The organism is Paenibacillus faecis (assembly GCF_008084145.1).
Lineage (GTDB): Bacteria > Bacillota > Bacilli > Paenibacillales > Paenibacillaceae > Fontibacillus > Fontibacillus faecis.
Genome location: NZ_VSDO01000004.1, coordinates 67,163 through 93,613 on the forward strand (window position 1 = coordinate 67,163; position 26,451 = coordinate 93,613).

The window sequence follows — 26,451 nt, forward strand, 5'->3', positions numbered from 1 at the left end:
ACTGTGCCGAGTGCATCAAAGCGCCGCGCTTACCTATTAGGAGGAACGTGGAGATGAACAAGAAAAGTGTACGTGATGTGGAAGTAACCGGCAAACGCGTGTTTGTCCGCGTGGATTTCAATGTGCCGATGCAAGACGGCCAAATTACCGACGATACCCGGATTCGCGAAACGCTGCCGACGATCAAGTATCTGATCGAAAACGGCGCGAAAGTGATTTTGGCAAGCCACCTGGGCCGTCCGAAAGGCCAAGTGAACGAGGATATGCGTTTGACGCTTCCTGCGAAACGCCTCGGCGAACTGCTTGGCAAGGAAGTGGCCAAGGCCGATGAAGCGATCGGCGATGCCGTAAAAGCGAAAGTAGCCGCTATGAACAATGGCGACGTGCTCGTGCTTGAAAACGTCCGTTTCTATCCGGGCGAAGAAAAGAATGATCCGGAACTGGCCAAACAATTCGCGGAACTGGCCGATCTGTTCGTGAACGACGCTTTCGGCGCCGCTCACCGCGCTCATGCTTCCACGGAAGGCATCGCGCACTACTTGCCTGCGGTATCCGGTTTGTTGATGGAGAAGGAACTTTCCGTTCTCGGCAAAGCGCTGTCGAATCCGGACCGTCCTTTTACGGCCATCATCGGCGGTTCCAAGGTCAAAGACAAAATCGACGTTATCGACAACCTGCTTAACATTGCGGACAACGTGTTGATCGGCGGCGGATTGACTTATACCTTCTTCAAGGCTCAAGGCTATGAAATCGGTCAATCGCTGTTGGACGATAGCAAGCTTGACGTCGCTCTCGGTTTTATCGAAAAAGCGAAAAAGCTGGGCAAGAACTTCGTGCTTCCGGTTGACGTTGTGATCGCTGATGACTTCAGCGCCAATGCAAACCACAGAGTGGCCGACATCGACAGCATCCCGGCCGACTGGGAAGGCGTGGACATCGGACCGAAAACCCGCGCGAAATATGCCGAAATCATCAAGAACTCCAAGCTGGTCGTTTGGAACGGACCGATGGGCGTGTTCGAAATCGATATTTTCGCGAACGGTACCAAAGAAGTGGCTGAAGCTTGCGCCACAACCCAGGGCTACACCATCATCGGCGGCGGTGATTCCGCGGCTGCGGCCGAGAAATTCAAGCTGGCCGACAAAATGGACCACATCTCCACCGGCGGCGGCGCATCCCTCGAATTTATGGAAGGCAAAGCGCTTCCGGGCGTCGTGGCTCTGAACGATAAATAAGAAAGTATGAACGAGCTACCTTCGGGTACGGAAGGAGTGAACTGCATGAGAACACCGATCATCGCCGGAAACTGGAAGATGTTCAAAACGGTTTCCGAAGCAAAAGCTTTCTTTGAAGCAGTGAAAGGGAAAGCGGAAGTAGCGGGCGTGGAGAGCGTCATTTGCGCTCCATTCACCAATCTTCCGGCCTTGGTGGAAGCCGCCAAAGGCACGTCGATCAAAATCGGCGCCCAAAACCTGCATTTTGAAGACGAAGGAGCATTCACCGGGGAAATCAGCGGCGGAATGCTGAAAGAACTGGGCGTGGACTATGTCATTATCGGGCATTCCGAGCGCCGCGCTTATTTTGGCGAAACCGACGAAATTGTCAACAAAAAAGTACATGCCGCATTCAAGCACGGTTTGACACCGATTCCGTGCGTTGGCGAGAAGCTGGAAGAACGCGAAGCGGGACAAACGAAAGCGGTCGTGAAGGTGCAAACCGAAGCGGCGCTGAAAGGATTGTCCGCGGAGCAAGCCGCACAGGTCGTCATTGCATATGAACCGATCTGGGCGATCGGCACCGGCAAATCCTCGACTTCGCAGGATGCCAACGAAGTTATCGCTTACATCCGCAGCTTGGTGAAAGACCTGTACAGCGCGGAAGTGGCCGATAAAATCCGTATTCAGTACGGCGGCAGCGTGAAACCGGAAAACGTGAAAGAATATATGGGCCAAAGCGACATCGACGGCGCTCTTGTGGGCGGTGCCAGTCTGCAGCCGGCTTCTTATATCCAATTGGTTGAGGGGGCAAAGTAAGATGGCCACTCCAAAACCTGTAGCATTGATTATCATGGACGGCTTCGGACTTCGGAACACGGTGGAAGGCAACGCGGTCGCACAAGCGAACAAGCCGAATTATGACCGCTATCTGAAGCAGTATCCGAATACGACCCTGACGGCTTGCGGCGAAGCGGTGGGCTTGCCGGAAGGCCAAATGGGGAACTCCGAAGTAGGACACTTGAACATCGGCGCCGGACGGATCGTTTATCAGGACCTGACCCGGATCTCCAAATCGATTCGCGAGGGCGAGTTCTTCCAGAACGAAACGCTGGTGAACGCGGTTCGCAGCGCCAAGTCCAAAGGCAAGAAACTGCACCTGTACGGGCTTCTTTCCGACGGCGGCGTGCACAGCCACATCGACCATATGTTCGCGATGCTCGACCTTGCCAAGAAAGAAGATATGCAGGAAGTGTATATCCACGCTTTCCTGGATGGCCGGGACGTGGCGCCGGACAGCGCGAAGGGCTTTATCGAGCGCCTGATCGCCAAGATCGAAGAAGTCGGCGTCGGTAAAATCGCGACGGTTCAAGGCCGTTACTATGCGATGGACCGCGACAAACGCTGGGATCGCGTCGAGAAATCGTACCGGGCCATGGTTTATGGCGAAGGTCCGAGATACACCGACCCGATCACCGCGGTAACGGAATCGTACGAGAAATCGGTGTTCGACGAGTTCGTCATGCCGACTGTTATCGTAGACGGACATGACCAGCCGATCGCGCTGGTGGAAAGCGGCGATTCCGTCGTATTCCTGAACTTCCGTCCCGACCGGGCGATTCAGCTGTCGAACGTGTTCACGAACAAAGACTTCCAAGGTTTTGACCGCGGACCGAAATTCCCTAAGGATCTGCACTTTGTGTGCTTGACGCTGTTTGCGGAAACGGTGGAAGGCTATGTCGCTTACAAGCCGAAGGATCTCGACAACACGTTTGGCGAAGTGCTCGTGCAGCACGGCAAGAAGCAGCTTCGCATCGCGGAGACGGAAAAGTATCCGCACGTCACCTTCTTTTTCAGCGGCGGTCGCGACGTTGAGCTTCCGGGCGAAACCCGCGTCCTGATCAACTCGCCTAAAGTGGCGACGTATGACCTGAAGCCGGAGATGAGCGCTTATGAAGTGGCCGAAGCTTGCGTGAAGGAAATTGAAGCCGACAAGCATGACGCCATTATCCTGAACTTCGCCAATCCGGACATGGTCGGACACTCCGGCATGCTGGAGCCGACGAAGAAGGCGGTCGAAGTGACCGACGAGTGCGTAGGCAAAGTGGTCGACGCCGTCAAGGCCAAAGGCGGGGTCGTCGTGATCATCGCCGACCACGGCAACGCGGACATGGTGTTCGACGAGAACGGCCGTCCGTTTACCGCGCACACGACCAACCCGGTTCCGTTTATCGTCACCGACGAGAACTTGATTCTCCGCGAAAGCGGCATTTTGGCCGACGTGGCGCCGACGCTCCTCGATCTGATGGGGCTGCCGCAGCCGCCGGAAATGACCGGACAATCGATGATCGCTGGCCGCAAGGCATAGGTTTTTGATATATTGAGTAATGGAAGACATACCCACAAAAATCGAACATTAAAGGAGACTATACACATGACAATTATCTCTGACGTATACGCTCGCGAAGTCCTCGACTCCCGCGGTAACCCGACAGTAGAAGTTGAAGTATACCTGGAATCCGGCGCGATCGGACGCGCGATCGTTCCTTCCGGCGCTTCCACAGGCGCTCACGAGGCGGTTGAGCTTCGCGACGACGACAAATCCCGTTACCTCGGCAAAGGCGTTCTGAAAGCCGTTGAGAACGTAAACGAAATCATCGCTCCTGAAGTAATCGGGATGGACGCCCTGGACCAACTGGGCATCGACAAACTGATGATCGCTTTGGACGGCACGCCAAACAAAGGCAAACTTGGCGCTAACGCCATCCTGGCCGTTTCCATGGCCGTAGCCCGCGCGGCTGCTGACGCTTTGGACCTGCCGCTGTACGTGTACCTCGGCGGATTCAACGCCAAACAACTGCCGGTTCCAATGATGAACATCGTCAACGGCGGCGCACATGCCGACAACAACGTTGACGTGCAAGAGTTCATGGTTCTGCCGGTTGGCGCTCCTACCTTCAAGGAAGCTCTCCGCACAGGCGCTGAAATCTTCCACAACCTGAAATCCGTACTTAAGGCTAAAGGCCTGAACACCGCGGTTGGCGACGAAGGCGGCTTCGCTCCGAACTTCACTTCCAACGAAGACGCTTTGTCCTCGATCATGGAAGCTATCGAGAAAGCCGGCTACAAACCAGGCGTTGACGTATTCCTGGGGATGGACGTCGCTTCCACCGAGTTCTTCAAAGACGGCAAATACCACCTGGAAGGCGAAGGAAAATCCTTCACTCCGGCTGAGTTCGTAGACCTGCTCGCTTCTTGGGTCGACAAATATCCGATCATCACGATCGAAGACGGTTGCTCCGAAGACGACTGGGAAGGTTGGAAATTGCTCACCGAGAAACTGGGCAGCAAGATCCAGCTCGTGGGCGACGACTTGTTCGTAACCAACACCGAGCGTCTTGAAAAAGGCATCAAAGACGGCATCGGCAACTCGATCCTGATCAAAGTAAACCAAATCGGTACGTTGACTGAAACGTTCGACGCAATCGAAATGGCTAAACGCGCAGGTTACACTGCGGTAGTATCCCACCGTTCCGGTGAATCCGAAGACAGCACCATCGCTGACATCGCGGTTGCTACCAATGCCGGCCAAATCAAAACCGGTGCGCCTTCCCGTACCGACCGTATTGCGAAGTACAACCAATTGCTCCGCATCGAAGATCAATTGGGCGAACTGGCTCAATACAACGGCTTGAAATCCTTCTACAACCTGAAGCATTCTTAATCGAGCGTAAGAGAGACCTGCCAGCATGAAGCTGGCGGGTCTTTTTTTGTGTCTTCTGCTTCTAAGCCTTCCCGCCCATTTCCGCCCCCCTACTAGTCACGCCGCCCGTTCTCCTAACCCGCCGATAAAACACTTTTCTCCACTAACTAATCTCCTACTTTCGCATGTACCATCCCAAGTCAATGCAGGGTACAATGGTAAAAAATTTAGACTTTTACTTTTGGAAGCGGGGTGGGAATTTTGGGACGCCTGTTTTTGGCGGTGATGGTTTTGTTCTCATGCTTTGTCGCGGGTTGCTCCGATCGGGCCGCTACAGGCAGTGGGGACTGGGCATATTCCTTCGTCCGGTGGCAGGGGGACAGTTATCGCGTTACGGAGGAAAGCGTGTCCGCGGCGGAAATCGGGAAGAAGCTGGGCGAGGTGGAGCGTTTCTCGGATGACGAGAACTTCTCGGCCTCCGGCAGGTCGACCTGGTCTAACGCCTATCCGGCCGGGACCGAGTTTTTTGAAATTAGCGGCCATTCCAGTAACGATGCGATCGCGGTTAAGGTAGAGAAGGACGCGGAGACGGCGTACGTGAAGTTGGTACGGAAATGAGGAATGGACTGGGGCCGTCTCGTCGCCCAGTCGATTTCTCGGGCTCCCCGCCGAAAATAGCGGCCTAATTGGCCGCTATTTCTCCTGATTTGTGCCAATTAGGCTTCGGGGCGGAAAAACTCGAGCAAATTTGCCGGCGGTCAACTCCGTTTTGAGGTAGTGGAGGTGAATAAGGGTCTTTTAAGGCGCTATTTTGTCGAATTTGGCTCTTCTGAACCGAATAGCGGCTTTTTAGGCGCTTATTTTTGGAAAAAAGCGGCCAAAACCCTGATTTGGGGTCCGCTCAAGGTAAATAAGGCCCTTTTTGACCGCTATTATGCCCGAAGAGCCGAATCAGGCCAAAATAACGGCCCAAAAGGCCGTTATTTTGGCAGTCGGCAACAGTCGGCAAGAGAAGCTGCGGGTATCAGGCCTAGTTCACCACGCGTCGCCAAAATCGGCGAATAAGTCTCATAAAGGCCGGCATGGTTAGAACCGATGTCAGTTTTAATGCGCACGTAAGCGGTCATGAAAAGGCCCTGTTTCTTTGTTCGGGTCCCAACGGCGCCTGCACACTACGGCCTGCACCTAACGTCCGCCTCCGCACTATCGCTGCCTCCTGCACACTACCGCCGCCTACCCATAGACCCGGATCTCGATGACCTCCGCGTAAGCCGAGCCATGGGTCTCTTTAATGACCAGCCGGACGGCCGCCGCGGTCAAAGGGAGGGCAAGCGTGTGGACCCGTTTCCGCCGGCGGTTGCCCGTTTCGCGGAGCATGGGGATCCAGCTTCCGTCGTCCGCCAGGACCTCGATCCGGTAGCTTTTGACCAGCTCCGGGATGACTTCGAAGGGTGTCCGGTGATGGTGCAGATTGATCAGGTCCTCGTTCACATCGTCATTGAAGATCAGGTGCAGCTCCCGGATTTCCCGGGGCCGGTCCCAGCTTAGCTCGATCCAGGGAGCAGGCTGCTCCGCCGCGTCCGCCGCCGCCATCGCCATCGCGTCCGCCGGTACCGCTCCCCCCGCCGACACCGCCGCCGACACGCCCGCCGTCATGGCTCCCCCCGCCGTCAGCGCCGCCGCGTCCGCCGCCATTGCGTCCGCCCCCGTCGCCATCGGCCCGGACAGCCACATATGCGGCCCCCCATACGGGCGCTTGTAGCCGTCGATGACCCGCTCGGGGCGATAGGCCTCCGTCGGGAAGTCCGCCCGCAGGCAGAAAAGCCGGCGCGCGAGCCGCTTCATGCTCCATTCCACGACCGGCTGGGTGTCGTCGTGATCCTCTAAATCTTTGGACACGCCGGACGCTACGCCCCGCTCAAAAGCAAGCAGGCCCGTTACCGACGCGTCCGATAGGTATAATCGGAGCAAGGGATTGCCGCGCACGATGACAAAAGCGTTTTGGCTTTCGTCCGGCATCCAGTCGAGTTCCACCGCGACCCACTGTTTCGGGCCCTCGGCAACCCGCACCGAGGCTCGGTATTCGAGCGCGGCTGGGACGTAATTCTCCGGCCTGCCGGTGCTCCACACCTCGACCGTCATCTCCGTGGGGCCGGCCGCGTCGACGAGCCATTCCAGCTTGCCGCGGAGCCCCGGGTCGGCCGGTAGCAGAACGGCGATGTCGTTCTCCAGCGGGTAGGCCTCCTGCGGAGACTCGACGGCGATCCGCGAGAGATGCGAGGAGGCGCGCACGACCGCCTGCCGGGCCAAATCGCCGGGGTCGCGGTTGGCGAGCCCCAGCACGGAGGCGTCCTGCCGCAGCAGCGTTTGCTGCAGGAGCGGGGTATGGCGCCGGGACAGCTCCCGGGGCGTCATGTCCCGCTCGGCGCACAGCGCGGCCGCCGTTCCGGCGGCTTCCCCCAGGATGGCGCAGGTGGCCATCACCCGGGTGGTGCCGAAGGCGACGTGCGTCGCGCTGATATTCCGCCCGGCGAACAGCAGGTTCGCCACGTTGGCGGAATAGAGGCTGCGGAACGGGATGTGGTAGTTGCCGTCCGCGTGCATATGCTTGGAGCCGCTGGCCTCGGCGTACATCCCCTGCGGCGGATGCAGGTCGATGGACCAGCCCCCGAAGGCGACCTGGTCGTCAAAACGCTGCTGGGCGATAATGTCGTTTTGCGTCAGGACATAATCTCCCGTAAATCGCCGATATTCGCGCTTGCCCGGCTGGGAGCCGACCCATTCCAACGTCAGGCGGTCCGCGTCGAACCTCCCCGAATTTTTGATGTAATCCCAGATGCCGTAGATCACGGCCCACAGCTCATCGCGGATCCGCTCGTTATCGTGGACCGTGTCCAGTTCGCCGCCCCACTCGATCCACCAATAATGGCAGCCGGAGTCCCCGCTGCGGATGATCCGCTTCATCGGAATCGGCGTTCGGGTAATATCCTTGGCGAACGAAGGCGGTACGAATTTGACGGGATGCCCCGCGTCCTTCGTGTAGAAGAGCAGCGTGCTGCCCAGCGTAATCTCATCGGCTTCCTCGGGCGCCCACGCCTCCCCGAATTCATGCCGGGCTTCCCGGCCGATCCGGTAACGCGCTCCCGCCAGGAACCCGACGAGCCCGTCGCCCGTACAATCGAGAAACATCGGGCTCTCGAAAGTGATCCGCCGCTCCGATCCCATCATCCAGCCGGTCACCGACCGGATTCGCCGCTCTTCCTCCGGTCCTTCCGCTTCGACTTCGTGCACGTCGGTATTCAGATATAGCGAGATGTTCGGCTCGGCCCGCACCGTCTCCAGGACGACCAGATCCCATAGATACGGGTTGCCGTCGGGGTTGCGGTACTGGTTCTCAAGGAACATTTCGCCCATAATTCCCGTCTCCCGGGCGTACCGGTTAATCCCGTGCGCGGTCGCTCCGCAGACCCATACCCGCACCTCGCTGCTGGAGTTGCCGCCCAGCACCCCGCGGTTGTGGACCAGGGCGACTTTCCGTCCGAGCCGGGCCGCCGCCACGGCGGCGCAAACGCCCGCCAGCCCTCCGCCGACCACGGTGATATCGTTACGAACCTTTTCCAATTTCATGTTCCAAAGCACTCCCTTCCGAAATTAGGTTCAACCCTTAACCGCCGAGCTGGCCACGCCTTCGATGATGTATTTCTGTCCGATCAGGAAGACGAGGATCATGGGAATGATCCCGGCGGTGGCCGCGGCCATCATGCCGTTATAGTCGACGTTGTTTTCAAGAATGAAATTCTGCAGACCGAGCGGAACGGTGAACAGATCCTGGTCGATCAGAAACACGAGCGCGTTTTCGTAGTCGTTCCAATGCCAGGAGAAGTCGATGATCGCCAGCGTAGCCAATGAAGGTTTGGCCATCGGCAGAATGATCCGCGAGAAGATGCGGAAATGCCCGGCTCCGTCCAAAAAGGCGGCCTCGGAAATTTCATAAGGCACCGACAGGAAAAACTGCCGCATCATAAACACGCCGAAAATGGTAAACATCCCCGGAAGAATCAGTGCCCAATGGGTGTTGTAAATGCCGGCCCAGTCGAACATGATGAATTTGGGCACAAACAGAACCTGGGGCGGGACCATCATCATGGACAAGTAAATCAGGAACAGCGCGTTCCGGCCTTTAAATTCGATCCGAGCGAAGCCGTATGCGGCCAAGGCGGAGAGCAGCACGGCCCCGGCCGTACCGAGGAGCGCTACTTTTAACGAATTCAAGTAATAATGCACGAAGCTGTTCGGTCCCGTCCATATTTTCAGGTGATGCTCCCAGTGGAAATCGGCGGGAATCCAGCGGATCGGGTAATGGAACACCTCCGCCGGCGTTTTGAACGAAGTGCTGATCATCCATAGGAAAGGAACGATCATGACGATGCTGAAGAACAACATAAGCAACGTGAGAACGATTTTTTGCACCAGGGCTCTAGTCATTGTCGGTTTTCCCTCCTTAATAGTGGACCCAGCGTTTTTGTCCCATCCATTGGGCCGCGGTGAACAGCAGGATGATGAGGAACAAAGCCCAGGAGATGGCGGAGGCGTAGCCCATTTCGTAATAACGGAAGGCGTTCTGGTAGATGAACAGCGAGAGTACGGTCGTGCTGTTGCCCGGTCCGCCCTGCGTAATCGCCTGGATAATACCGAACTGCTTGATCGACATAATCAATCCGGTGATCAGCAGCAGGAAGGTCGTCGGGCTGACGAGCGGCCACAGGATGGTGCGGACCGTTTGCCAAGTGCGGGCTCCGTCGATTTTGGCGGCTTCCAGCAGTTCGCCGGACACTTCCTGCAGGGCGGCCAGATAGATGATCATGTTGTACCCGAGCATAAACCAGATCCAGATAATATCGATGGCGTACATGGACGTGTCCATCGTGGACAGCCAGCCCGGAGGATTGGCGACGCCCAGTGAGCGAAGAATACCGTTGATGGGCCCGTTGTTCGGGTGGAAAAGCAGCATCCAGACAAAGGCGACGGCCACCCCGCTTGTAATGTAGGGCATGAAATACAAGGCGCGCAGCGTCTTTTTGAGAAAAACCGAGCGGTTGAGCACGACGGCGACGACGAAAGCGAGGCCGATGGACAGCGGAACCGACAGCAGGAACAACAGCGTGTTCCCGATGGCGGTATAGAAGACCTCATCCTGCAGCATGCGCCGAATATTGGCCATTCCGATGAAATTCGTATCCGGGTTCATAAACTTGTAGTCGGTGAACATGAGGTAAAAAGAATACGCGGCAGGAACAATAAAGAACAGCAGCACTCCCAGCATATTAGGCCCGATAAAAAGATAGCCGAGATATTGCTGCCGTTTCATCCAGGATGTTTTCACAAAAGCCCCACTCCCTCTAAACTTGATCTCCCCTAAAGCTTACCAGCGGGACCGGAAGGGCATAAGAAACAAAACCACCGACTTCATGCGACAGAAATACGCATTTGGGGCGGCGGTCGGGTAAGGCGGTTTACAGTTTTGTTCTATCGTCCGTTTTGTTCAATTGTCGGTATCTGCTGGGCGTGTGCGAGGTCAGCCGTTTGAAAATCTTAATGAAGTAATTGTCGTTCATGAACCCGACCCGGTGGCCGATTTCATGCACGGGCAGGTCGGTCTCGATCAGGTAACGGATGGCTTGATTGACCCGGACTTGATGCAGGTAATGGATGAGCGTGTGGCCGGTTTTCTTTTTAAAAAGCGTGCTGACGTAGTTTTCCCCCATCATTACGTATTGGGACATGGACTTGACCGTGATATCCTGCGCGAAGTTGGCGTGGATGTATTGCAGGATTTTCTGGATTTCCGGATGGGTGGTCACATTCTCTTGCAGCAGGGGCGGCAGTTGCGGCCGGGATGGCGTCCCATTTGCCGGGCTCGCGGCCGGCCGGTTTCCCTGAACCCGATCCTTTTGCAATTCGGCGCTGATCTTCCGCAGCGTCTCCCGCAGCGAGTTCACGCTCATCGACAGCTTCAAAATATAGTTCGATGCGCCGTATTCCATCGCCTGGCGGACGTACTCGAAGTCGCTCATGCAGGTCAGCATGACGAAACGGGAGCCGTATCCTTCTTCCCGGCTGCGTTTTAACAGCTCGACCCCGTCCATCTCCGGCATGATAATGTCCGTCAGGACCAGATCGGGCGGTTCCCGGCGGATCATCTCCAACGCTTCCGCGCCGTTGCCGGCCTCCCCGGACACCGTGAACCCGAGTTCCTCCCAGGCGATAATTTCCCGCACGGATTCCCGCACGAACACTTCATCTTCTACGAGCAGTACATTCCACATGAATATTCCTCCCGGTATTAGGAATGCCCTTGGGCTTGATTCCATGGCTCATGGGCGTAAGGGGGCGAGAGCAGCAGCGGAAACGATAAGCGGACGGTCGCGCCTTGATCAGAAGAACAAATCTCCATTGCACCTTTCTCTTTAAAAAGAAGACGCAATCGCTCCCGGATGTTCCCGAGTCCGATGCCCGGTCGCCTGCGGGCTCCCTTGGCGGCTTGCGCTTTTTCCATGCCGACGCCGTTGTCCGCGATTTCCACCGTCAGTTGATCCGGCGTTTCTTGATAGACCCTGATTTGAATTCGCCCCGAACCGGGCCGCGGGCTTAACCCGTGGATAATCGCGTTCTCGACCAGCGGCTGCAAGCTGAGTTTCGGAACGAGCGCATACCGGACAGTGTCCTCGTAGTCATATGTCACCTCGAACTTGTCGCGGTACCTCACCTGTTGAATGTGGACGTAAGCCTGGACCAGTTCCATTTCGTCCTGCAGATGGATCAGATCTTTATCCGTATTCAGACTGGCTTCCAGGAGCTTGCCCAAGGACAGCGTGATGTTCGTAATCTCCTCATTCCGGTGGCGGATGGAGATCCATTTAATCGTATTGAGCGTATTCAGCAAAAAATGAGGATTGGTTTGCGCCAGCAGCATCTGAAAATGCACGGCTTCCTTCTGCCGTTCCTCGGCCTTCAGCCGCCGGATCAGCTCGTTCGTATCGTCCAGCATCGTGTTGAAGGTCCGGGTCAAGTCCAGGATCTCGCCGCTGAATTTATGCTCCGGCAGACGGATTTTTAAATTTTTCTGCACGACGGCCTTCATTTTATTTTGCAAATGGGACAGCGGGCGGGTGATCGTCGCCGAAATAAGGAAGGTCATCACCAGGAACACGCCCATCAGCAAAAAGAAAGTGAGAAAATATTGCCGCTTCAAATCCTCGATCTCGATGAACAGCACGGAAAGAGGGATGCGATTGACGATGTACCAGTCCAAGGATTCCACATAAATGTAGTTGATCAGGGAATTGGACGGCTTATCGATAAAATATTTCTGCTCCGGCCGGTCGGAAATGCGGGACAAGACGCTGTGGGACAGCCGGCTATCCTGCGCCGACCGGGAAATCGTGTCCCCCGCGCTCGTCACCAGAAAATACTCCTGCTGGAGCGCCGACTGTTTCTGCGCCGACTGAAACCAGGAGGAGTAGTCGATGCTGATGCGGGCCAGGCCGTAGGGCGTCTTTTGCGCATCCTCCAAATAAGCATAGACCGACAGCAGGTACGGGCTGGTCGAAATATCCCGGAGGACGTAGTTTTCGTCGTTAGGCACCCAGCGGTAAGAGCCCCCGTTCATGGAATCCCGGGCAAATCCCGGATTGTCCCTCAGGGACCGGTAATCCAGCACGGCTCTGGGCGAATAGGAAGTGTATACGTTTTCATTTAAGTCCAGAAGCGTAAAGTACACGGAGGGATTGTACAGGAAAAAGCTGTTGTTCAAATTGTTGAATATACTCTCGATCATCCTCTTGTTCTCCAGCGGGTTGCGCTGTTCGGGATGACTCAGCACGGTTTTTACGGTGCTGTCCTGTTGCAGAAAAATCAGCGTTTTGAAGGCGACGCTGATCTGTTCCTCCAGCGTCCGGTACATCTGCTCCAACTGATAATGACTCTGCTGGCTGATTTTTTGCTGCACGAGCAGTTCGATCCGCTGATAGTTATATAAATTCAAAGCGCAAAAGGGAAGCAGAATCAAAAACACAAACGCGGCGAACAAGCGGTACTTCAGCTTTTGGGGAATCAGAAAACGGATGGCTTGTGGCATCTCGGGTACCGCCTCCCTTGAGGTGGGTGTTTTTTTTTCAATTATAGCATAGGGAGAAAAGGGCGGAGGGCCTTGGGGTAAATTGCGTTGTTTTGTAGAGAAACAAAGATTTGTTCTATTGATGGGAGCGATTTTAGGAGTGATTTACAAAAGGCGGGGTGTCGCCTAAGATGGAAATTAGTACATTGCACCACTGCGTGAGGTGAATCGGGTGGATTCAACGGGATCGGAAGAACAGATTTGGGAAGACATTGAGAATAGTCTTCGCCGCCGTTTCGGAATCGAGGTGTTCGAGCGCACGCCGATCCGGCGGGGATGGTTAAATCTAAAATGGAAAGTGAGTACGGATGCGGGACAGCTTCTGATCAAACAGTACAACAGGGAGCGGTTTAAACTTTATAAGTCGGAGGAATTGCTCCGGGCTTTCTCGCAGCAGATCAGGCTAAGGGAGAGCGGGCTGCCATGCCCCCGGTTGCTGTCGGACCGCGGGGAGGTATTTGTGACCAGCGAGGACGGCGAACGCTTTCTGGTGATGGAGTTTTGCGAGGGAAGTTTGGTTCTGCCCGGCCGAGTCGGTGAGCGGCAGATTCATGATTTGGGCCTCGTCACGGCCCGGATGCATCACTTGCTGAACGACGGGACGCTGGGTGCGAAGGCAAGCCCGCAGTTCGTTCCGCCGAGCTGTGAGGAGCGAATGGGCCATTGGCGGTCCCTAAGGCAGACGGCAGCGGCGGCGGGGGATGATCGGCTTGTGGGGGAGGTCGAGACCCAACTCCGGGCGACGGAGGTGGCGGACATCGATCGGTTTGCGGGCGCGGCTATGGGATGGGCGCACCGGGACTTGTGGGTGGACAACCTGTTGTTTTTTGAGGACCGGGTGGCGGCTGTGCTTGATTTCGACAGGTTGAATTACGATTACCCGGCGCTTGATGCGGCCCGGGCGGTGATCTCCTGCGCTCTGGACGATCAGGGGCGGTTGGATGCTTTTCTCGCACGGGCTTTCATGGCAGGGTATACGGAAGAACGGCATGCGGCCTCAGGGTTCCTGACCCAGGCTTTGCAGCTGTTGTGGTAGATGGAAGGCGTGCGGTGGATACATGCGGAGATGGACAGGGAGAGAGACACGACCGTCCGGTTTGCCAAGGAAATGGAGTGGTTGGCTCACCATGTAACGGATCTGCCGGCGATGCTTGAAGGTTTGTAATGGACTCGCGATTATATACGGAGGAGGAACTAGGGATGATCACGGAGGAAATGGCACGCGCCTGTTCGGCGGAGATGGAGCGGACGAGAAGGCTGGACCCCGGTCTGCTGGAGGCGGTTCATGAGCTGGGTTGGTTCAAACTGTTTGTGCCGGAGGAGCTGGGCGGAAGGATGCTGGCTCTGCCGGAAGCGCTGGAGGTGTTTGAGGAAGCCGCCCGGCTGGACGGGAATTTGGGTTGGCTGGTGACGATCGGATCGGGCGGCGGTATGTTTGCGGCCTATATGGAGCCGGAGGTGGCGCGGGAGTTGTTCTCTCCCCGGGCGGCCGTGGTCGCCGGCAGCGGAGCCCCCTCGGGCGTGGCCCGCAAGATCGAAGGCGGCTATACCGTGACCGGCTCCTGGAAATACTGCAGCGGGTCTTCCTATGCGACGCTGTTTACGGCAAACTGCCGTATCGCCTATGGAGAGGCCGAGGCGGACGAGGAAGCTCCGATCCGTTCGTTTGTGTTTTTGCCGGAGCAGGTGGAGATCGTTCCGGATTGGAACGCCTTTGGCCTGAGGGCGACGGAATCCCATACGATGAGGGTGGACCGGATTTTCGTGCCGGAAGAGCGGACTTTTGATCTTGGGGAGCAAAAGGGTTTCCGGGATTACGCCATCTACCGCTACCCGTTTCTTCCGTTTGCGGAGACGTCGTTTGCGGCGATGGCTTTGGGTCTGGCGCGTCATTTCCTGGACGAGGCGTCCGGCCTGGCGGAAGCGAACAAGGCGGGATGGGAGGCTGCCCAAGCGCATCGCTATCCGTTCGTCCGCCAGCGGACCGACCGGATGGAGACGGAATGGGCCCAGGCCCGCGATACGTTCTACCGTGCGGTCCGCGAGTCCTGGGACCAGGTGGAGCACGGCGGTACGCTGACGGAAGAAGCCCAGCGGCTGGTCGGACAAATCAGCAAGCAAGCCGCCCGCACGGCCGTCGGCTGCGCCGGGGAACTATTCCCGTACCTGGGGATGCACGCCGTGATGGAGGACACGACCATCAACCGGATCTGGCGGGATCTGCACACCGTTGCGCATCATGTGTTGCTGGTTTCTTTTGAGGAGGAGAAAGGGTAACATTAGTAAACGCGTTGGATAAAGTGAACGGGGCCAGGGACATAGGGGAAGTCGGCGGAAGCCGACTTTTTCTACATTTTCAAGAACCGCAAACGGAAGATAGGGAGAGTTTAGAATTCCCCTTCATTGAATTCGGAAACCTCGGCATTCAGAACATACTCGAGGAACTCCAGCGTTATCTCCGATACGGCATCCTCCTCGGGTAAATAAATAAATTTACTGATACGCAAAATATCTGTCTTGAATACTTCTACGAGTTTCAACATGGCTTCCGTATCCCGCTGTTTGGCGGATTGAAGCAGCTTTAGTAATTCGCGGTCCGAGATAAAAGTTGGATCATTTTTTTCTTGCATTTACTCACCGCCTGTTGACTAATATTCAGATGCTGTGCGACTTCTTCTTCGGTTAGATGCTGAAAGTACAGTTTCTCTATAACAAATTTCCCTCTGGGAGGTAATTTATCGACGAGATCTCTAACCAGAATTTTCTCTTCGGATGAGCGAGTATAGTAAGGAGAAGGATATTGGCTATTCTCATAGAGAGGGCGTTCTCTATATCTAATTTTTTTCATACGGTACTGTATTCGCCAGCCGATGCGATAAATCTCGCTTCTGTATTGCTCGTAAACGGTACTATACTGCTTTTCCAAAGTAACCCCTCCTCTGCGAAAGTTATTTATTTATATATTGGGTAATAATTAGGCTATTTTACAACCGAAGGACGAAAAAACAGGAACGTATGTTCTTATTATACCAATATTTTTCGTTTTAATACAGAGGGATACAAAAAAAGAAGAGTACGAATACTCCTCTCACAATTAGAAAATCCCGTCGTATAGAAGCGCCGGTTTAGCACCGCTTAACTGCCGGCCGGGCCAAACGGAACCCTAGGTCGTCGATTTTAAAAGTCGGATGGCTGCGGCGACGGCAGGTTGCTCCGCAACCCCGGGCTTCCTCCGCCCAACTGCCCCCGCGAAAAATCCGGTACGTGCCGTACACCTCTTTATCATAAATATCCCAGCACCACTCCCAGACATTACCCAGCATATCATATAGTCCCCAAGGGTTGGGATCTTTTTGCCCGACTTCATGGGGCGCCCCCTGTGAGTTTTCGCTATACCAGGCAATCCGGTCCAACTCGTCGTATTGATATCCCGTGGTCCCCGCTTTGCATGCATACTGCCACTCAGCTTCGGTAGGAAGCCGATAGCCCTCGGCCGTCCAATCGCAATCGACGGTTTCTCCATCCTCGCCGAAGGAATAGCACTCGCTCAACCCAGCCGCCCGGGACATCATATTGCAAAAAGATACCGCCTCATGCCAGGAGATGTTGACCATCGGCTTTTGGCTGCTAGCCGCATCAACGGGCGGACCGCCGACAACAGCTCGGTACAATGCCTGGGTCACTGGGTAGCTGGCCAGAAGAAAAGACTCAACTTCTACGTTCCAGCGCCGCTGAATCCGGTCGTCCCGGAGTTGGACTTCACCCTTGGGAATAAGCGCCATAGGGATATCCTCCGATTTAAATTCAAATGATGACAATAATTCTCCTCCTAATTTTTCGTCCTGATTTTACCAATTCTACCTCGCCTCCTCCCTTTGGGCAATCCAAAAATATGCAATCCATAAGCGCCTATTTTTTTGGGGTGGGCAGCAAAGGGCGCATCACCGAGGCGAGGCGCTCGCCGATTTGGATCATGCCGCTGCTGGCCGGGTGTAGGAGGTCATGGGACAGGCCGCGCCAATCGTCCAGCAGCTCGCCGCCGTTCGCATACCTGACCTGCGGAAACCCGCAGCGCTGTACGACGTCCCAAAGCGCCGCCCGATACTCGCCGCTGGTGGAGCGCACCTCGCGCTCCGGCCAAGTCCAGCCGAGGTCGGCGTAGCTCGGGAACAAGCCGATGCAAACTAGCGGTTTGCCGGGATGCGCGGCGGCGATCGTCCGGATCATCGCCGCGGCTTGGTCGGCAAACCGGTCGGCCGGGATGCCTTGATTGAGCATATTGACGGAGATGCACAACGTCGCGATGTCCCAATCGCCTCTGGCGGCAATATGCTCCGCGATCGCCTGCTCGCAATGAGCGGAGCCCGGCATGCCGAGGTTTAAAGCGTCCAAGCCGAGGCGCCAGGCCGTTTGCGCGACATAGGTCACCTCGGGCGAGGAAGCCGCGATCCCGAAGGTGATCGAGGTCCCGTAGGCCAGGTAGCGGAGGGCGGGCTGTTCGTGAGGAGCGGGGGGCCGGAGTCCCTCGCCTTCAAGGCCGAGCAGGTGGACCTCGTGGCCGTGTACGAGGATCCGCCAGATCGGGCCGAAGGAAGGACGAGGGACCCCTTCGGACCACGGGGACCTGAATTGAAATCCGGGCTCCGGTCCCTCATCCGCGATTTCAATCGTTGTCGGCGTTTCCCCGATTTGGCGGCTCTCCACCTCATAATCCCCGTAAAACACCTTAACCTGACTGACGCCGCCAAAGCTGGCCAACGTAATCGCCGCGGTTCCCGTTTCCAGCCCGAAGCGGATCTCCAGCAGGGCGGCCCGGCGGATTTGTTCGCGTCCTTTTTCGAGCAATCCGGCTCTGACGGACTCCGGTACGCGCTGCATCAGCAGCCCGGGTCGCCCTTCCACACGAACCAGTTCCTCTACATTGTGCAGTTCCACTTGTTCATGGATCATAGCTACTCCCTCACTTTCCGTTTTGAAATCAGCCGTGGAAAAGGGGCCGCCGCGGAAACGACGACCCCTAAGCAAGCTTGCAAGCCTCTAACTTATTTGTTTTGCTTCAAAAAGTCGTTATGCCGCGTCACCATGGCCTGAATCGTCTGGTCCAGGGACTGGGCGCCGAGGAAGAACTTTTCGTATTCCTGGGCCCGCATATCCATGACCTCCTGCGGCAAGCTTCGCACATAAGTCGGCGTTTTGTCCTCGAACATAACGTACATGAGCGATTCGAGGTCATAGGTGTCCTTTTTGTCGCCGAGCAGGCTGGTCAGCGCATCCTCCTGGTTGGCGTCCTTGGAGGCCGGCAGCCGTCCGCCCGCCGCCATCGGCGCCATGCCGCCGTCGGCATACCATTTCAGGAATTCCCACGCCTCCGCCTGGTGCTTGGATTTGGCGTTAATCGAAATGTAATCGCCGAGACCGCCGCGCGTGACATAATTGTCAGCGCTGTCCGCCAGCCGCGGCACCTGGGCGAAGGCGATTTTAAAATCGCGCGGGAAGTCGGTGAAGTTGTTCGAACTGCGCAGCAGCCAGGCCCCGATATTGAGCATCGGCACCTCCCCGCTGAGGAAGACCTGCTCCACCGGCATTTTGGAGGTCAACTGTTCCCCGAGCGGCGGCGTGGTCTTGTCTTCTTTCATCATGATATCGAGCGTTTCCAGCCACTTTTTGACGAGCGGGTGATCCAAATTGGAGGTGCCGTCAGGCTTGGTGTACCCTTCCTGCGACAAGACGGAATCGATCGGGTCGACGAACGGCTCCATGTTCTGAATAAATCCGTAGTTCGACCCGGCTTTCAGCTTCTTGGCGTATTCGCGCAGCTCGTCCCAGGTCCAGTCCTTGGGAACCGGCAGGCCTGCGGCGTCCAGCGCATCCTTGTTCAGCGCGATGAAGAACGGGCTCTTCGTGGTCGGCATCCCGTAATACTTCCCGTCGATCTTCCAGCTTTCCGCGTCGGCCCCCATTTTCTCGTCGATATTGTAGTCGCTGAACTGGCTCAAATCGAGGGCGAGGTTCGACTCCACCCGTTTGGATGCCTGGGAAATCGAGTAATTGACGAACAAATCGACATCCTGTCCGGTGATCATCGCTGTATCGAGCTTGAGGTTCCCGTCGTCGTCATTGACGAAGCGAACGTACTCGACCTGGATATCGGGATGCTCTTTATTCCACGCGTCGATGACCTGCTGCGGCCCCGCTTCCGGCGGAACGCCGCCCCACATTTTTAACGTGACCGTGTTCCCCGTCTTGGCGTTCCCGTCGGCCTGTTCCCCGGCTTTCCCGGACGTATTGCCGCCGCTGCCGTCCCCTCCGCCCGAGCATCCCGCCAGTAAGCCCATGATGAGAACCAAGGCGGTCCATCCCGCGACCCAACCTTTCTTTTTCAAAAGCGCCAACCTCCCTGAGTTAATCCATAATTTCGTTGATGGACCAAGGATACCAGACCGGAAAAACCGCCAGAAGGAACAAAAACGCGAAGTCCATGGAACATATCTATGTAAAGGGAAAGGGAGTGGAATAAATCGTTCTATTGGGGAAAAAGTAGGGCTGCGGATGGGGAGGTTGGGAGGCGGGGAAAGTGAGGGGGGCTTGAGGCATTAACGGGAATTTTGCCCGTTAATGCTGCCAATTTCGCCCCTGGCGGGGCAATTAGCTGGAATTTCTCCAGCTAATCCGCGCCAACAGGGGCGAAAAGGGCTTGGCGGTCCGAATTAACGGGAGGAAATCCCGGTAAATATGGACCGCCGGCGGGTTTGGCCGAATTAACGGGAGGAAATCCCGTTAATTCGGCAGGCCGTCCGGGCCGGCGCTGGCCGGCGCGCGGCCCCGCCCCGACCCGGGCGCGCCAAGCGGCCCGGCTAGCGGCCCGCGCGGTGCCGGGCCCCGGTGGCAGCCCGGCGCTCGCCGGCGTCCCGCAGCCCCGCCCGGGTTCGCCCGCCTGCGGCCGGCGCGCGCCGTACCGCCCGCGCCCTCAAGCCTCCGGCGCGGCGGCGGTGGACTCGCGGACCAGGAGCTTCGTCGGCAGCAGGAGCTCCGTGTAGGGCTCGCCCGGCTCCTGGATCCGCTTGAACAGCTGTTCGACGGCTTTGACGCCGAACAGCTTCAGATCGACGTCCAGCGTCGTGGTCGGCGGCGTCGACAGACGGGAGAGGTAGCCGTTGTCAAAGCTGACGATCGACACATCGGCGGGAATCTGGTAGCCGAGCTGCTGGAGCGCGGCGTTCAGGAAGAAACCGAGGCCGTCGTTGACGCAGAACCAGGCCGTCGGCTGCTCGTCCAGGGATTGAACCCGGCTCATGACGCTGCCGGCGTCCTCGGCCGTATCGGTGCAGAGCCAGCTGTCCCGCGTTGTAATGCCGAAATCCCGCATGGCTAAATTGAAGCCTTCCAGGCGCTCGTAATAACTGGGCGAGATGGAAATATCGCCGAGAAAGCCGATGCGGGTGTGGCCAAGCTCCACCAGGTGCCGAATCGCCTCGTATGCGCTGAAACGGTTATTCGTCAGGATGCAGTCCGCTTGAATGCGCGGGTGGTGGTGGTCGATCAGCACGGTGGGAATTTTGGTGTCAATGACCTTGTTGATGTAATCCGTTGTAATGTGGGAAAGGACCATCACGCCGTCCACGTCATCCTCCATTAAAAAAGAAGGGAGCGCCAGCGAATCCGCCGCTTCCCGGGTGACCGACTGGATCAGCAGACGCTTTCCGTATTTCGCGGCTTCCTGTTCGATCGTCAGGTAAATTTCACCGAAAAAGTTTTTCTGGGAAAACGCGAATTCGGAGGCGATCAGGGCAATCGCGCCTTTGCTGTCCGTGACCGCCTTCTTCTTTTTGCCCAAGGTATATACGTATCCCATCTCATCTGCAGCCCGCATAATTTTTCTGCGGGTTTCCTCACTCACGCCATCCTTTCCGGACAGGGCCTGAGACACCGAGTTTTTCGAGAGGTTCAGACGATCCGCGATATCCTGCATCGTGACTTTCGACTTCATATCAACATTCCTTTCTTTCTTGACAATAAGCGGCGCGACAAACAACACCCAGCTAATTCCTGCTTAAATTGTAACGTTACAAATTAAATAAGTAAAGCTGAATTATCGATAAAAATTTATACATTTCATTGCGAAGTCACTTGACAGGTTGGGGAATTAGGTTAATAATCAGTGATATAAACGCTTACATTTAACATTACTTTTTAATCTGTAACCTTACGAAACTCAAAACTTAGGAGGTCTATCGGATGAAAAAGAGATATCCAGTTCTGCTCGCCCTCTCCTTGGCGATCACTCTGCTTTCCGCCTGTTCTACCGGACAAGGCGCAAAATCTGCGGCCGGAGATGACGGAAAGGGCGCAAGCGGTAAAGTGACGATCGAATTTTGGGCCGCCCCGAACCCGACGCAGCAAGCGTTCTGGCAGGAGATGGCCAAAGCTTACGAAGCGGAGAACGGAAACGTAAAAATCAACGTCAGCGCCATCAAGGAATCGCCGAGTTCCGAGGCGAGCATTCAGGCGGCGATTGCCGGCGGCAGCGCCCCGACGATCTCCGAAAATATCAACCGCGGCTTCGCCGCCCAATTGGCAAACAGCAAGGCGCTCGTTCCGCTGGAGACGCTGCCCGGCTATGACGAGGTCCTTTCGTCCCGCCATATGAAGGATACGATCGAGCCGTGGAAGTTCGCGGACGGTCATCAATATGTGCTGCCGATTTACTCCAATGCGATGCTGTTCGGCTGGCGCAGCGATATTTTGCAGGAACTCGGGTACGCCGAACCGCCGAAAACCTACAGCGAAGTGTTGGAACTGACGGGCAAGCTCAAAGCCAAATACCCGGACAAATATTTGTGGGCGAAAGCGGATCTCGCCGATCCGACGGCTTGGAAGAGATGGTTCGACTTCTTCATGCTATACAACGCGGCGTCGGGGGGCAACAAATTTGTGGAAGGCTCGAGCTTTATCGGCGATGAGAAGGCCGGGGTCGCCACGCTGCAATTTTTGGACGACCTGCGCCAAGCGAAAGGCCTGCTGGCCCAAAACGTCACCGATCCGTTTGAAACCGGCGTGAGCGTGTTTACCGATCTGGGTCCGTGGACCTTCACCAACTGGGCCGAAAAATTCCCGGAGATGAAATACGGGGAGAACTTCACGCTGTCGATGCCGCCGGTGCCGGACGGTCTGGACCCGGGAGCTTCCAAAACGTTCGCCGACACGAAAGGGCTTGTGATTTACGCGTCCGCCTCCAAAGAACAGCAGGAAGCGGCCATGAATTTCATCAAATGGGTGTATTCCAGTCCGGAGAACGACGCCAAATGGTTTGAACAGACGAAGCTGCCGCCGGCCCGGGACGACTTGTCCACGAACGAATCGTTCAAGGCGATTTTGGACGCAAGCCCCGAATTGAAGCCGTATGCGGAGAACGTGCCGAACGCCGTCCCGCCGATGGACAATCCGAAATTTAACGAATTGCAGACGTTCATCGGGCAGGAAGCCCTGAACAAAGTGGTCCGCGGGGAAATCGACCCTCAAACCGGATGGAGCAATCTGAAGAAAGCGATTGAAGGAGAACTTCAATAAAGGGGTCTTCCAACATGAATCAAAACAACCCACGGTTGGGCTGGCTTTTCACCAGCCCCTACCTGATTTATTCCCTGGTCTTTTTCCTGGGACCGTTAATCTGGTCTTTCTATTTGGCCTTTACCAATTGGGACCTGATCGCGCCGACTTATGAGTTCGTCGGGTTCGACAACTTTCTGAAGGCGCTGAAATCCCCCGGCGTACAGTCGGCCTTCTGGGTCACCTACAAATTTATGATCGTCTTCGTGCCGCTGGTCATTGTCATGTCCATGGCGGTGGCGGTGCTTGTGCACGGGCTGCCGAAGTTCCGCAGCGTCTTTCTGATCGGATTCTTCCTGCCGTATCTGTCATCCGGCGTTGTATCCTCGCTGATCGTCAAGGGGTTCCTCTCTTACAACAGCCCGCTGAACGAAACGCTGCGGCGCCTGGGCGTCGACATCAACTGGCTGGGAAGCCCCTGGGCCGCCCTGCTCGTTGTTGGCGCGATCATGGCTTGGAAATTCACCGGGTATTACGCTTTGATTCTTACTTCCGGGCTGGCCGGCATCGACAAGGAAGTCTATGAAGCCGCAGCCATCGACGGCGTGTCGAACCGGCAGCGTTTTTGGAAAATCACCCTGCCGCTGATGTACCCCGCCATTTACACGACGCTGATTTTGGCGTTTGGTGTCACGTTCGGGATTTTCACCGAGGTGTACCAGTTGACGGGCGGCGGTCCGAATTACGCGACCAACACCTGGCAGATGGAAATTTTCAGTCAGGCGTTCAAAAACCTGCAGGCCGGATATGCGTCCGCGATTGCTTTGTTGGCTTCGCTCGCCACGTTTATTTCGATATTTATCATCCGAAAGCTGCTGGAAGTTTGGGGGAAACGCAATGGTTGGGTCTAATCGCAACAGAAAAATCCGATTGTCGGTCCGCTACGCCATAGCGGTCGTGCTTCTGCTGGTGATGGTGTATCCGTACCTTTACATGGTGTTGAACTCCCTGGCCGACTGGAGTCAGGTCGACCGCAAGCTGATCCCGGACGCGTTTACGCTCAAATCGTACCAATGGCTGTTTCTCGGCGGGGAGACCGGGGTGACCCGGCCCTGGATCGGCTCGTTCCTCAACAGTATCGTCGTGTCGCTGTTGTCGACCGCGCTGATGATGGCCTTTGGCGTCATGGTCGCCTACGCGCTCTCCAAGCTGAGATTCCGCGGCCGCGACACGGTGAACAATTTCATATTGTTCCATATGTTTTTTCCGGCGATCATCCTGCTCATTCCGAGCTTTCTCATCGTGCAGAAGCTGGGCTGGTACGACACGTACTGGGCGCTCATCATCCCGAAAGGCGTCAGCCTGTGGGCGGTCTTTATGTACACGAACTTCTTCAAGGCCGTGCCCGACGCGTTTATCGAGGCGGCCAAGCTGGACGGGGCCCGGGACTTTCAAATCCTGTACAAAATTATGCTTCCGATGTCCAAATCGATCACCAGCGTGATCTTCCTGTTCCTTCTGATGGAACGCTGGACCGAATTGCTGTGGGACATGATCATGGTGCGGAGCGACCATATGTTGACCTTGAACGTGCTGCTCTCCCAAATGTTCGGTCCTTACGGAACTTATCCGGGGCCGCTTTACGCGGGATCCGTTCTGCTCTCCTTGCCGATCATTATCTTGTTTATTCTTTTCGGCAAGAAGTTCCAGGAAGGCATGCAGTTTACTTTAAAATAGAGAATTTGTCCGCTTAGGAAGGAGAATGGAGATATTGACCTACTTGGAGAATACCGGCGTCAAAACCTGCCAGGTGCTGCTGGAGCAGTTCAAAAGCCGGGATGCCCGCATCCGGGACCCGAAAAAGCTGGAGTTTGCCGGCGTTGGCGGCAGGGACGTTTACAACATTACCGCGCCGTTTGAGGCGGGGGGCGTAACCGTCATCGCCGGCCGGGTGGAATCCCGGGACAGCGAGCAGTCGGAGTTGATGTTTTTTGTGGAGCGGGAGGGACGCTACACGCCGCTGGAGGGAGCTCCGGTCCTGAGGTTGCAGGATCCGTTCCATACCCGGATCGGCGGCGAGCTCGTCATCGGGGGCGTGGAGGTGTTTCCGCACCCCGAGGATGCGGAGAAGCTGGGCTGGCGGACCGTCATCTACAAAGGCCCGCGGCTGGAGGAGCTGCAGCCGCTATTCCACGGGCCGGACGGCATGAAGGATCTCCGCCTGGTGGAGCTTGCCGACGGCTCGATCGGTGTATTTACCCGCCCGCAGGGAGCTAAAGGGGGGAGAGGCAAAATCGGCTTCTTCCGGTTGAGCTCCCTGGACGAACTGACGGTGGAGAGCGTGGAAGCGGCGCCCTTGCTGCCCGGCCAATTCACCGACGAAGAGTGGGGCGGCGCGAATGAAATCCACCGGCTCTCCGGCGGGCTTCTCGGCGTGCTGGGCCATATCGCCTGCTATGACGAGCGCGGCGACCGCCATTACTACCCGATGGCCTTCGCGTTCGATCCGCATAGCGGAACCGCTTCGGACATCGAGCTGATCGCCATCCGCGAGCAGTTCCTTCCCGGTCCGGCCAAACGGGCCGACCTGCGGGATGTCGTGTTCAGCGGCGGACTGGTGCGCCTGCAGGACGGGAGGGCGGTTTTGTACGCGGGTATCGGCGATGCGGAAGCCCAGAGCGTACAGATCAACGACCCGTTCGCCCGCTTTGAATTTTTGCCTGCAAGGAAGGTGGAGTAGCCATGAAGATTTACCGGTACGAGGAAAATCCTTTGATCGTTCCCGCACAGGTTCCGGCCTATCATGAAGGCTTTGAGGTCATCGGCGCCTTCAATGCGGGAATCGCCAAATACGGAGAGGAAATCCTGATGCTCTTAAGGGTCGCCGAACGGCCGGTCAGCGAAGATCCCCGGGTCGTTAAGGCCCCGGTATACCTTCCGGAAACCGGCAAGTTGGACCTGATCGAGTTTAACACCGACGATGAACGCTATGATTTCTCCGACCCCCGGGTGATTCGAAACAAGGCGCAGAGCGGAAGCTTCGAATATCTGACTTCGCTGTCCTACATCCGGATTGCCCGCAGCCGGGACGGCCGGCGTTTTACGATCGATGACGCGCCGTTCATCTATCCGTCGGGCCCGCTGGAGACGTTCGGGATCGAGGACCCGCGGGTGACGCAAATCGGCGACACGTACTACATCTACTTCTCGGCGGTGTCCCCCGTCGGCATCGGCGAAGCGCTGGTATCGACGACGGATTTCGTCACGACCCGGCATCACGGCATGATTTTCGGGCCGGACAACAAGGACGTGCTGATTTTTCCGGAGAAAATCGGCGGCAAATACTATGCCCTGCACCGTCCGACCACGAAAAGCACGGGAAATCCGGAGATCTGGATCGCCGAGTCGGATAACCTGGTATACTGGGGCAATCACAAGCATTTGCTCGGCCTTCGTCCCGGCAGGTGGGATAGCGGCCGCATCGGCGGAGGCGCGGTTCCGATCCGTACGGAAAAAGGCTGGCTCGAGCTGTATCACGGCGCGACGCCCGATCACCGTTACTGCATGGGAGCGGTGCTGCTCGACCTGAATGACCCGTCGAAAGTCATCGCCCGATCCGGCCATCCGATCATGGAGCCGGAAGCGCCTTACGAGCAAAACGGCTTTTTCGGCGACGTCGTATTCTCCTGCGGTGCGCTAGTGGAGGGGGACACCATCAAGATGTACTACGGTGTGGCCGACACCTCCATGGCCTGCGCGGAGCTTAGCCTGCGGGAAGTGTTGGACAGCTTGGAATACGTGTGAGACAAAAA

24 protein-coding genes are annotated in these 26,451 nt (G+C 56.6%); 13 read left to right on the top strand and 11 right to left on the bottom strand.

The features are described from left to right. Positions 1–53 precede the first annotated feature (53 nt). The 6 genes from FRY98_RS18350 (at position 54) to FRY98_RS18375 (ending at position 5,982) form a co-directional block, all read left to right on the top strand. On the top strand, positions 54–1,235 hold the full coding sequence (locus FRY98_RS18350) for a phosphoglycerate kinase (protein ID WP_148454707.1): 1,182 nt from the start codon (positions 54–56) through the stop codon (positions 1,233–1,235). Positions 1,236–1,280: 45 nt separating this feature from the next. Continuing rightward, positions 1,281–2,033 carry a triose-phosphate isomerase gene (tpiA, locus tag FRY98_RS18355; RefSeq protein WP_148454709.1) on the top strand — a complete coding sequence of 251 codons (753 nt, stop codon included), beginning with the start codon at positions 1,281–1,283 and terminating at the stop codon, positions 2,031–2,033. Between the two features lies 1 nt (position 2,034). After that, entirely contained in the window at positions 2,035–3,582 is a 1,548-nt protein-coding gene (gpmI, locus tag FRY98_RS18360; protein WP_148454711.1) for a 2,3-bisphosphoglycerate-independent phosphoglycerate mutase, read from the top strand. Positions 3,583–3,648: 66 nt separating this feature from the next. Further along, positions 3,649–4,938 carry a phosphopyruvate hydratase gene (gene eno, locus FRY98_RS18365; RefSeq protein ID WP_148454713.1) on the top strand — a complete coding sequence of 430 codons (1,290 nt, stop codon included), beginning with the start codon at positions 3,649–3,651 and terminating at the stop codon, positions 4,936–4,938. A 240-nt stretch (positions 4,939–5,178) separates the two neighbouring features. Further along, positions 5,179–5,535, top strand: a complete 357-nt coding sequence (locus FRY98_RS18370) for a hypothetical protein (RefSeq protein WP_148454715.1) — start codon at positions 5,179–5,181, stop codon at positions 5,533–5,535. Positions 5,536–5,700: 165 nt separating this feature from the next. Further along, positions 5,701–5,982 (top strand): hypothetical protein, encoded by a 282-nt coding sequence (locus FRY98_RS18375; protein WP_148454717.1) that lies wholly within the window; start codon positions 5,701–5,703, stop codon positions 5,980–5,982. A gap of 168 nt (positions 5,983–6,150) precedes the next feature. Here FRY98_RS18375 and FRY98_RS18385 read toward each other — a convergent pair whose 3' ends face one another. From FRY98_RS18385 to FRY98_RS18405, 5 genes are all read right to left on the bottom strand, one after another. Beyond that, positions 6,151–8,544 carry an FAD-dependent oxidoreductase gene (locus FRY98_RS18385; RefSeq protein ID WP_249043458.1) on the bottom strand — a complete coding sequence of 798 codons (2,394 nt, stop codon included), beginning with the start codon at positions 8,542–8,544 and terminating at the stop codon, positions 6,151–6,153. A 30-nt stretch (positions 8,545–8,574) separates the two neighbouring features. Beyond that, positions 8,575–9,402 carry a carbohydrate ABC transporter permease gene (locus FRY98_RS18390; protein ID WP_148454719.1) on the bottom strand — a complete coding sequence of 276 codons (828 nt, stop codon included), beginning with the start codon at positions 9,400–9,402 and terminating at the stop codon, positions 8,575–8,577. A gap of 16 nt (positions 9,403–9,418) precedes the next feature. Further along, the gene (locus FRY98_RS18395) at positions 9,419–10,300 is read right to left on the bottom strand and encodes a carbohydrate ABC transporter permease (protein WP_148454721.1); all 882 of its coding nucleotides are present in this window, start codon (positions 10,298–10,300) and stop codon (positions 9,419–9,421) included. 130 nt (positions 10,301–10,430) lie between these two features. Next, entirely contained in the window at positions 10,431–11,243 is an 813-nt protein-coding gene (locus FRY98_RS18400; protein WP_148454723.1) for a response regulator, read from the bottom strand. Between the two features lie 17 nt (positions 11,244–11,260). After that, positions 11,261–13,054, bottom strand: a complete 1,794-nt coding sequence (locus tag FRY98_RS18405; RefSeq protein WP_148454725.1) for a cache domain-containing sensor histidine kinase — start codon at positions 13,052–13,054, stop codon at positions 11,261–11,263. A 211-nt stretch (positions 13,055–13,265) separates the two neighbouring features. Here FRY98_RS18405 and FRY98_RS18410 point away from each other — a divergent pair, with 211 nt between their 5' ends. Further along, positions 13,266–14,129: a phosphotransferase gene (locus FRY98_RS18410; protein WP_225038638.1), complete on the top strand. Its 864-nt coding sequence runs from the start codon at positions 13,266–13,268 to the stop codon at positions 14,127–14,129. 164 nt (positions 14,130–14,293) lie between these two features. Continuing rightward, positions 14,294–15,370, top strand: coding sequence for an acyl-CoA dehydrogenase family protein (locus FRY98_RS18415; RefSeq protein ID WP_148454727.1), 1,077 nt, complete (start codon positions 14,294–14,296; stop codon positions 15,368–15,370). 110 nt (positions 15,371–15,480) lie between these two features. Here FRY98_RS18415 and FRY98_RS18420 read toward each other — a convergent pair whose 3' ends face one another. The 6 genes from FRY98_RS18420 to FRY98_RS18445 form a co-directional block, all read right to left on the bottom strand. Next, a complete protein-coding gene (locus tag FRY98_RS18420; RefSeq protein WP_148454729.1) occupies positions 15,481–15,723 on the bottom strand; it encodes a hypothetical protein in 243 nt (80 codons plus the stop codon). Beyond that, positions 15,675–15,941, bottom strand: a complete 267-nt coding sequence (locus tag FRY98_RS18425) for a sigma factor-like helix-turn-helix DNA-binding protein (protein ID WP_148455844.1) — start codon at positions 15,939–15,941, stop codon at positions 15,675–15,677. Before FRY98_RS18425 ends, FRY98_RS18420 begins: the two co-directional genes overlap by 49 nt. A 277-nt stretch (positions 15,942–16,218) precedes the next feature. Next, a complete protein-coding gene (locus FRY98_RS18430) occupies positions 16,219–16,875 on the bottom strand; it encodes a formylglycine-generating enzyme family protein (RefSeq protein ID WP_148455846.1) in 657 nt (218 codons plus the stop codon). 127 nt (positions 16,876–17,002) lie between these two features. Beyond that, a complete protein-coding gene (locus FRY98_RS18435) occupies positions 17,003–18,043 on the bottom strand; it encodes a GDSL-type esterase/lipase family protein (protein WP_148454731.1) in 1,041 nt (346 codons plus the stop codon). A gap of 92 nt (positions 18,044–18,135) precedes the next feature. Next, the gene (locus FRY98_RS18440) at positions 18,136–19,476 is read right to left on the bottom strand and encodes an ABC transporter substrate-binding protein (RefSeq protein ID WP_249043459.1); all 1,341 of its coding nucleotides are present in this window, start codon (positions 19,474–19,476) and stop codon (positions 18,136–18,138) included. Positions 19,477–20,060: 584 nt separating this feature from the next. Next, positions 20,061–21,080 carry a LacI family DNA-binding transcriptional regulator gene (locus FRY98_RS18445; protein WP_148454733.1) on the bottom strand — a complete coding sequence of 340 codons (1,020 nt, stop codon included), beginning with the start codon at positions 21,078–21,080 and terminating at the stop codon, positions 20,061–20,063. A 248-nt stretch (positions 21,081–21,328) separates the two neighbouring features. Between FRY98_RS18445 and FRY98_RS18450 the strand changes: the two genes are divergently transcribed. The 5 genes from FRY98_RS18450 to FRY98_RS18470 are packed head-to-tail and all read left to right on the top strand — an operon-like array spanning position 21,329 to position 26,443. Continuing rightward, the gene (locus FRY98_RS18450) at positions 21,329–22,660 is read left to right on the top strand and encodes an ABC transporter substrate-binding protein (protein ID WP_148454735.1); all 1,332 of its coding nucleotides are present in this window, start codon (positions 21,329–21,331) and stop codon (positions 22,658–22,660) included. A 14-nt stretch (positions 22,661–22,674) separates the two neighbouring features. Then, complete coding sequence (locus FRY98_RS18455) at positions 22,675–23,550, top strand: carbohydrate ABC transporter permease (RefSeq protein WP_148454737.1); 876 nt, start codon at positions 22,675–22,677, stop codon at positions 23,548–23,550. Next, positions 23,537–24,376, top strand: coding sequence for a carbohydrate ABC transporter permease (locus tag FRY98_RS18460; RefSeq protein ID WP_148454739.1), 840 nt, complete (start codon positions 23,537–23,539; stop codon positions 24,374–24,376). Before FRY98_RS18455 ends, FRY98_RS18460 begins: the two co-directional genes overlap by 14 nt. Positions 24,377–24,401: 25 nt before the next feature. Next, positions 24,402–25,379, top strand: coding sequence for a DUF1861 family protein (locus tag FRY98_RS18465; RefSeq protein WP_211373329.1), 978 nt, complete (start codon positions 24,402–24,404; stop codon positions 25,377–25,379). 2 nt (positions 25,380–25,381) lie between these two features. Next, the gene (locus tag FRY98_RS18470; RefSeq protein ID WP_148454741.1) at positions 25,382–26,443 is read left to right on the top strand and encodes a BtaManbiosPhlase; all 1,062 of its coding nucleotides are present in this window, start codon (positions 25,382–25,384) and stop codon (positions 26,441–26,443) included. The last annotated feature ends 8 nt before the right edge of the window (positions 26,444–26,451 follow it).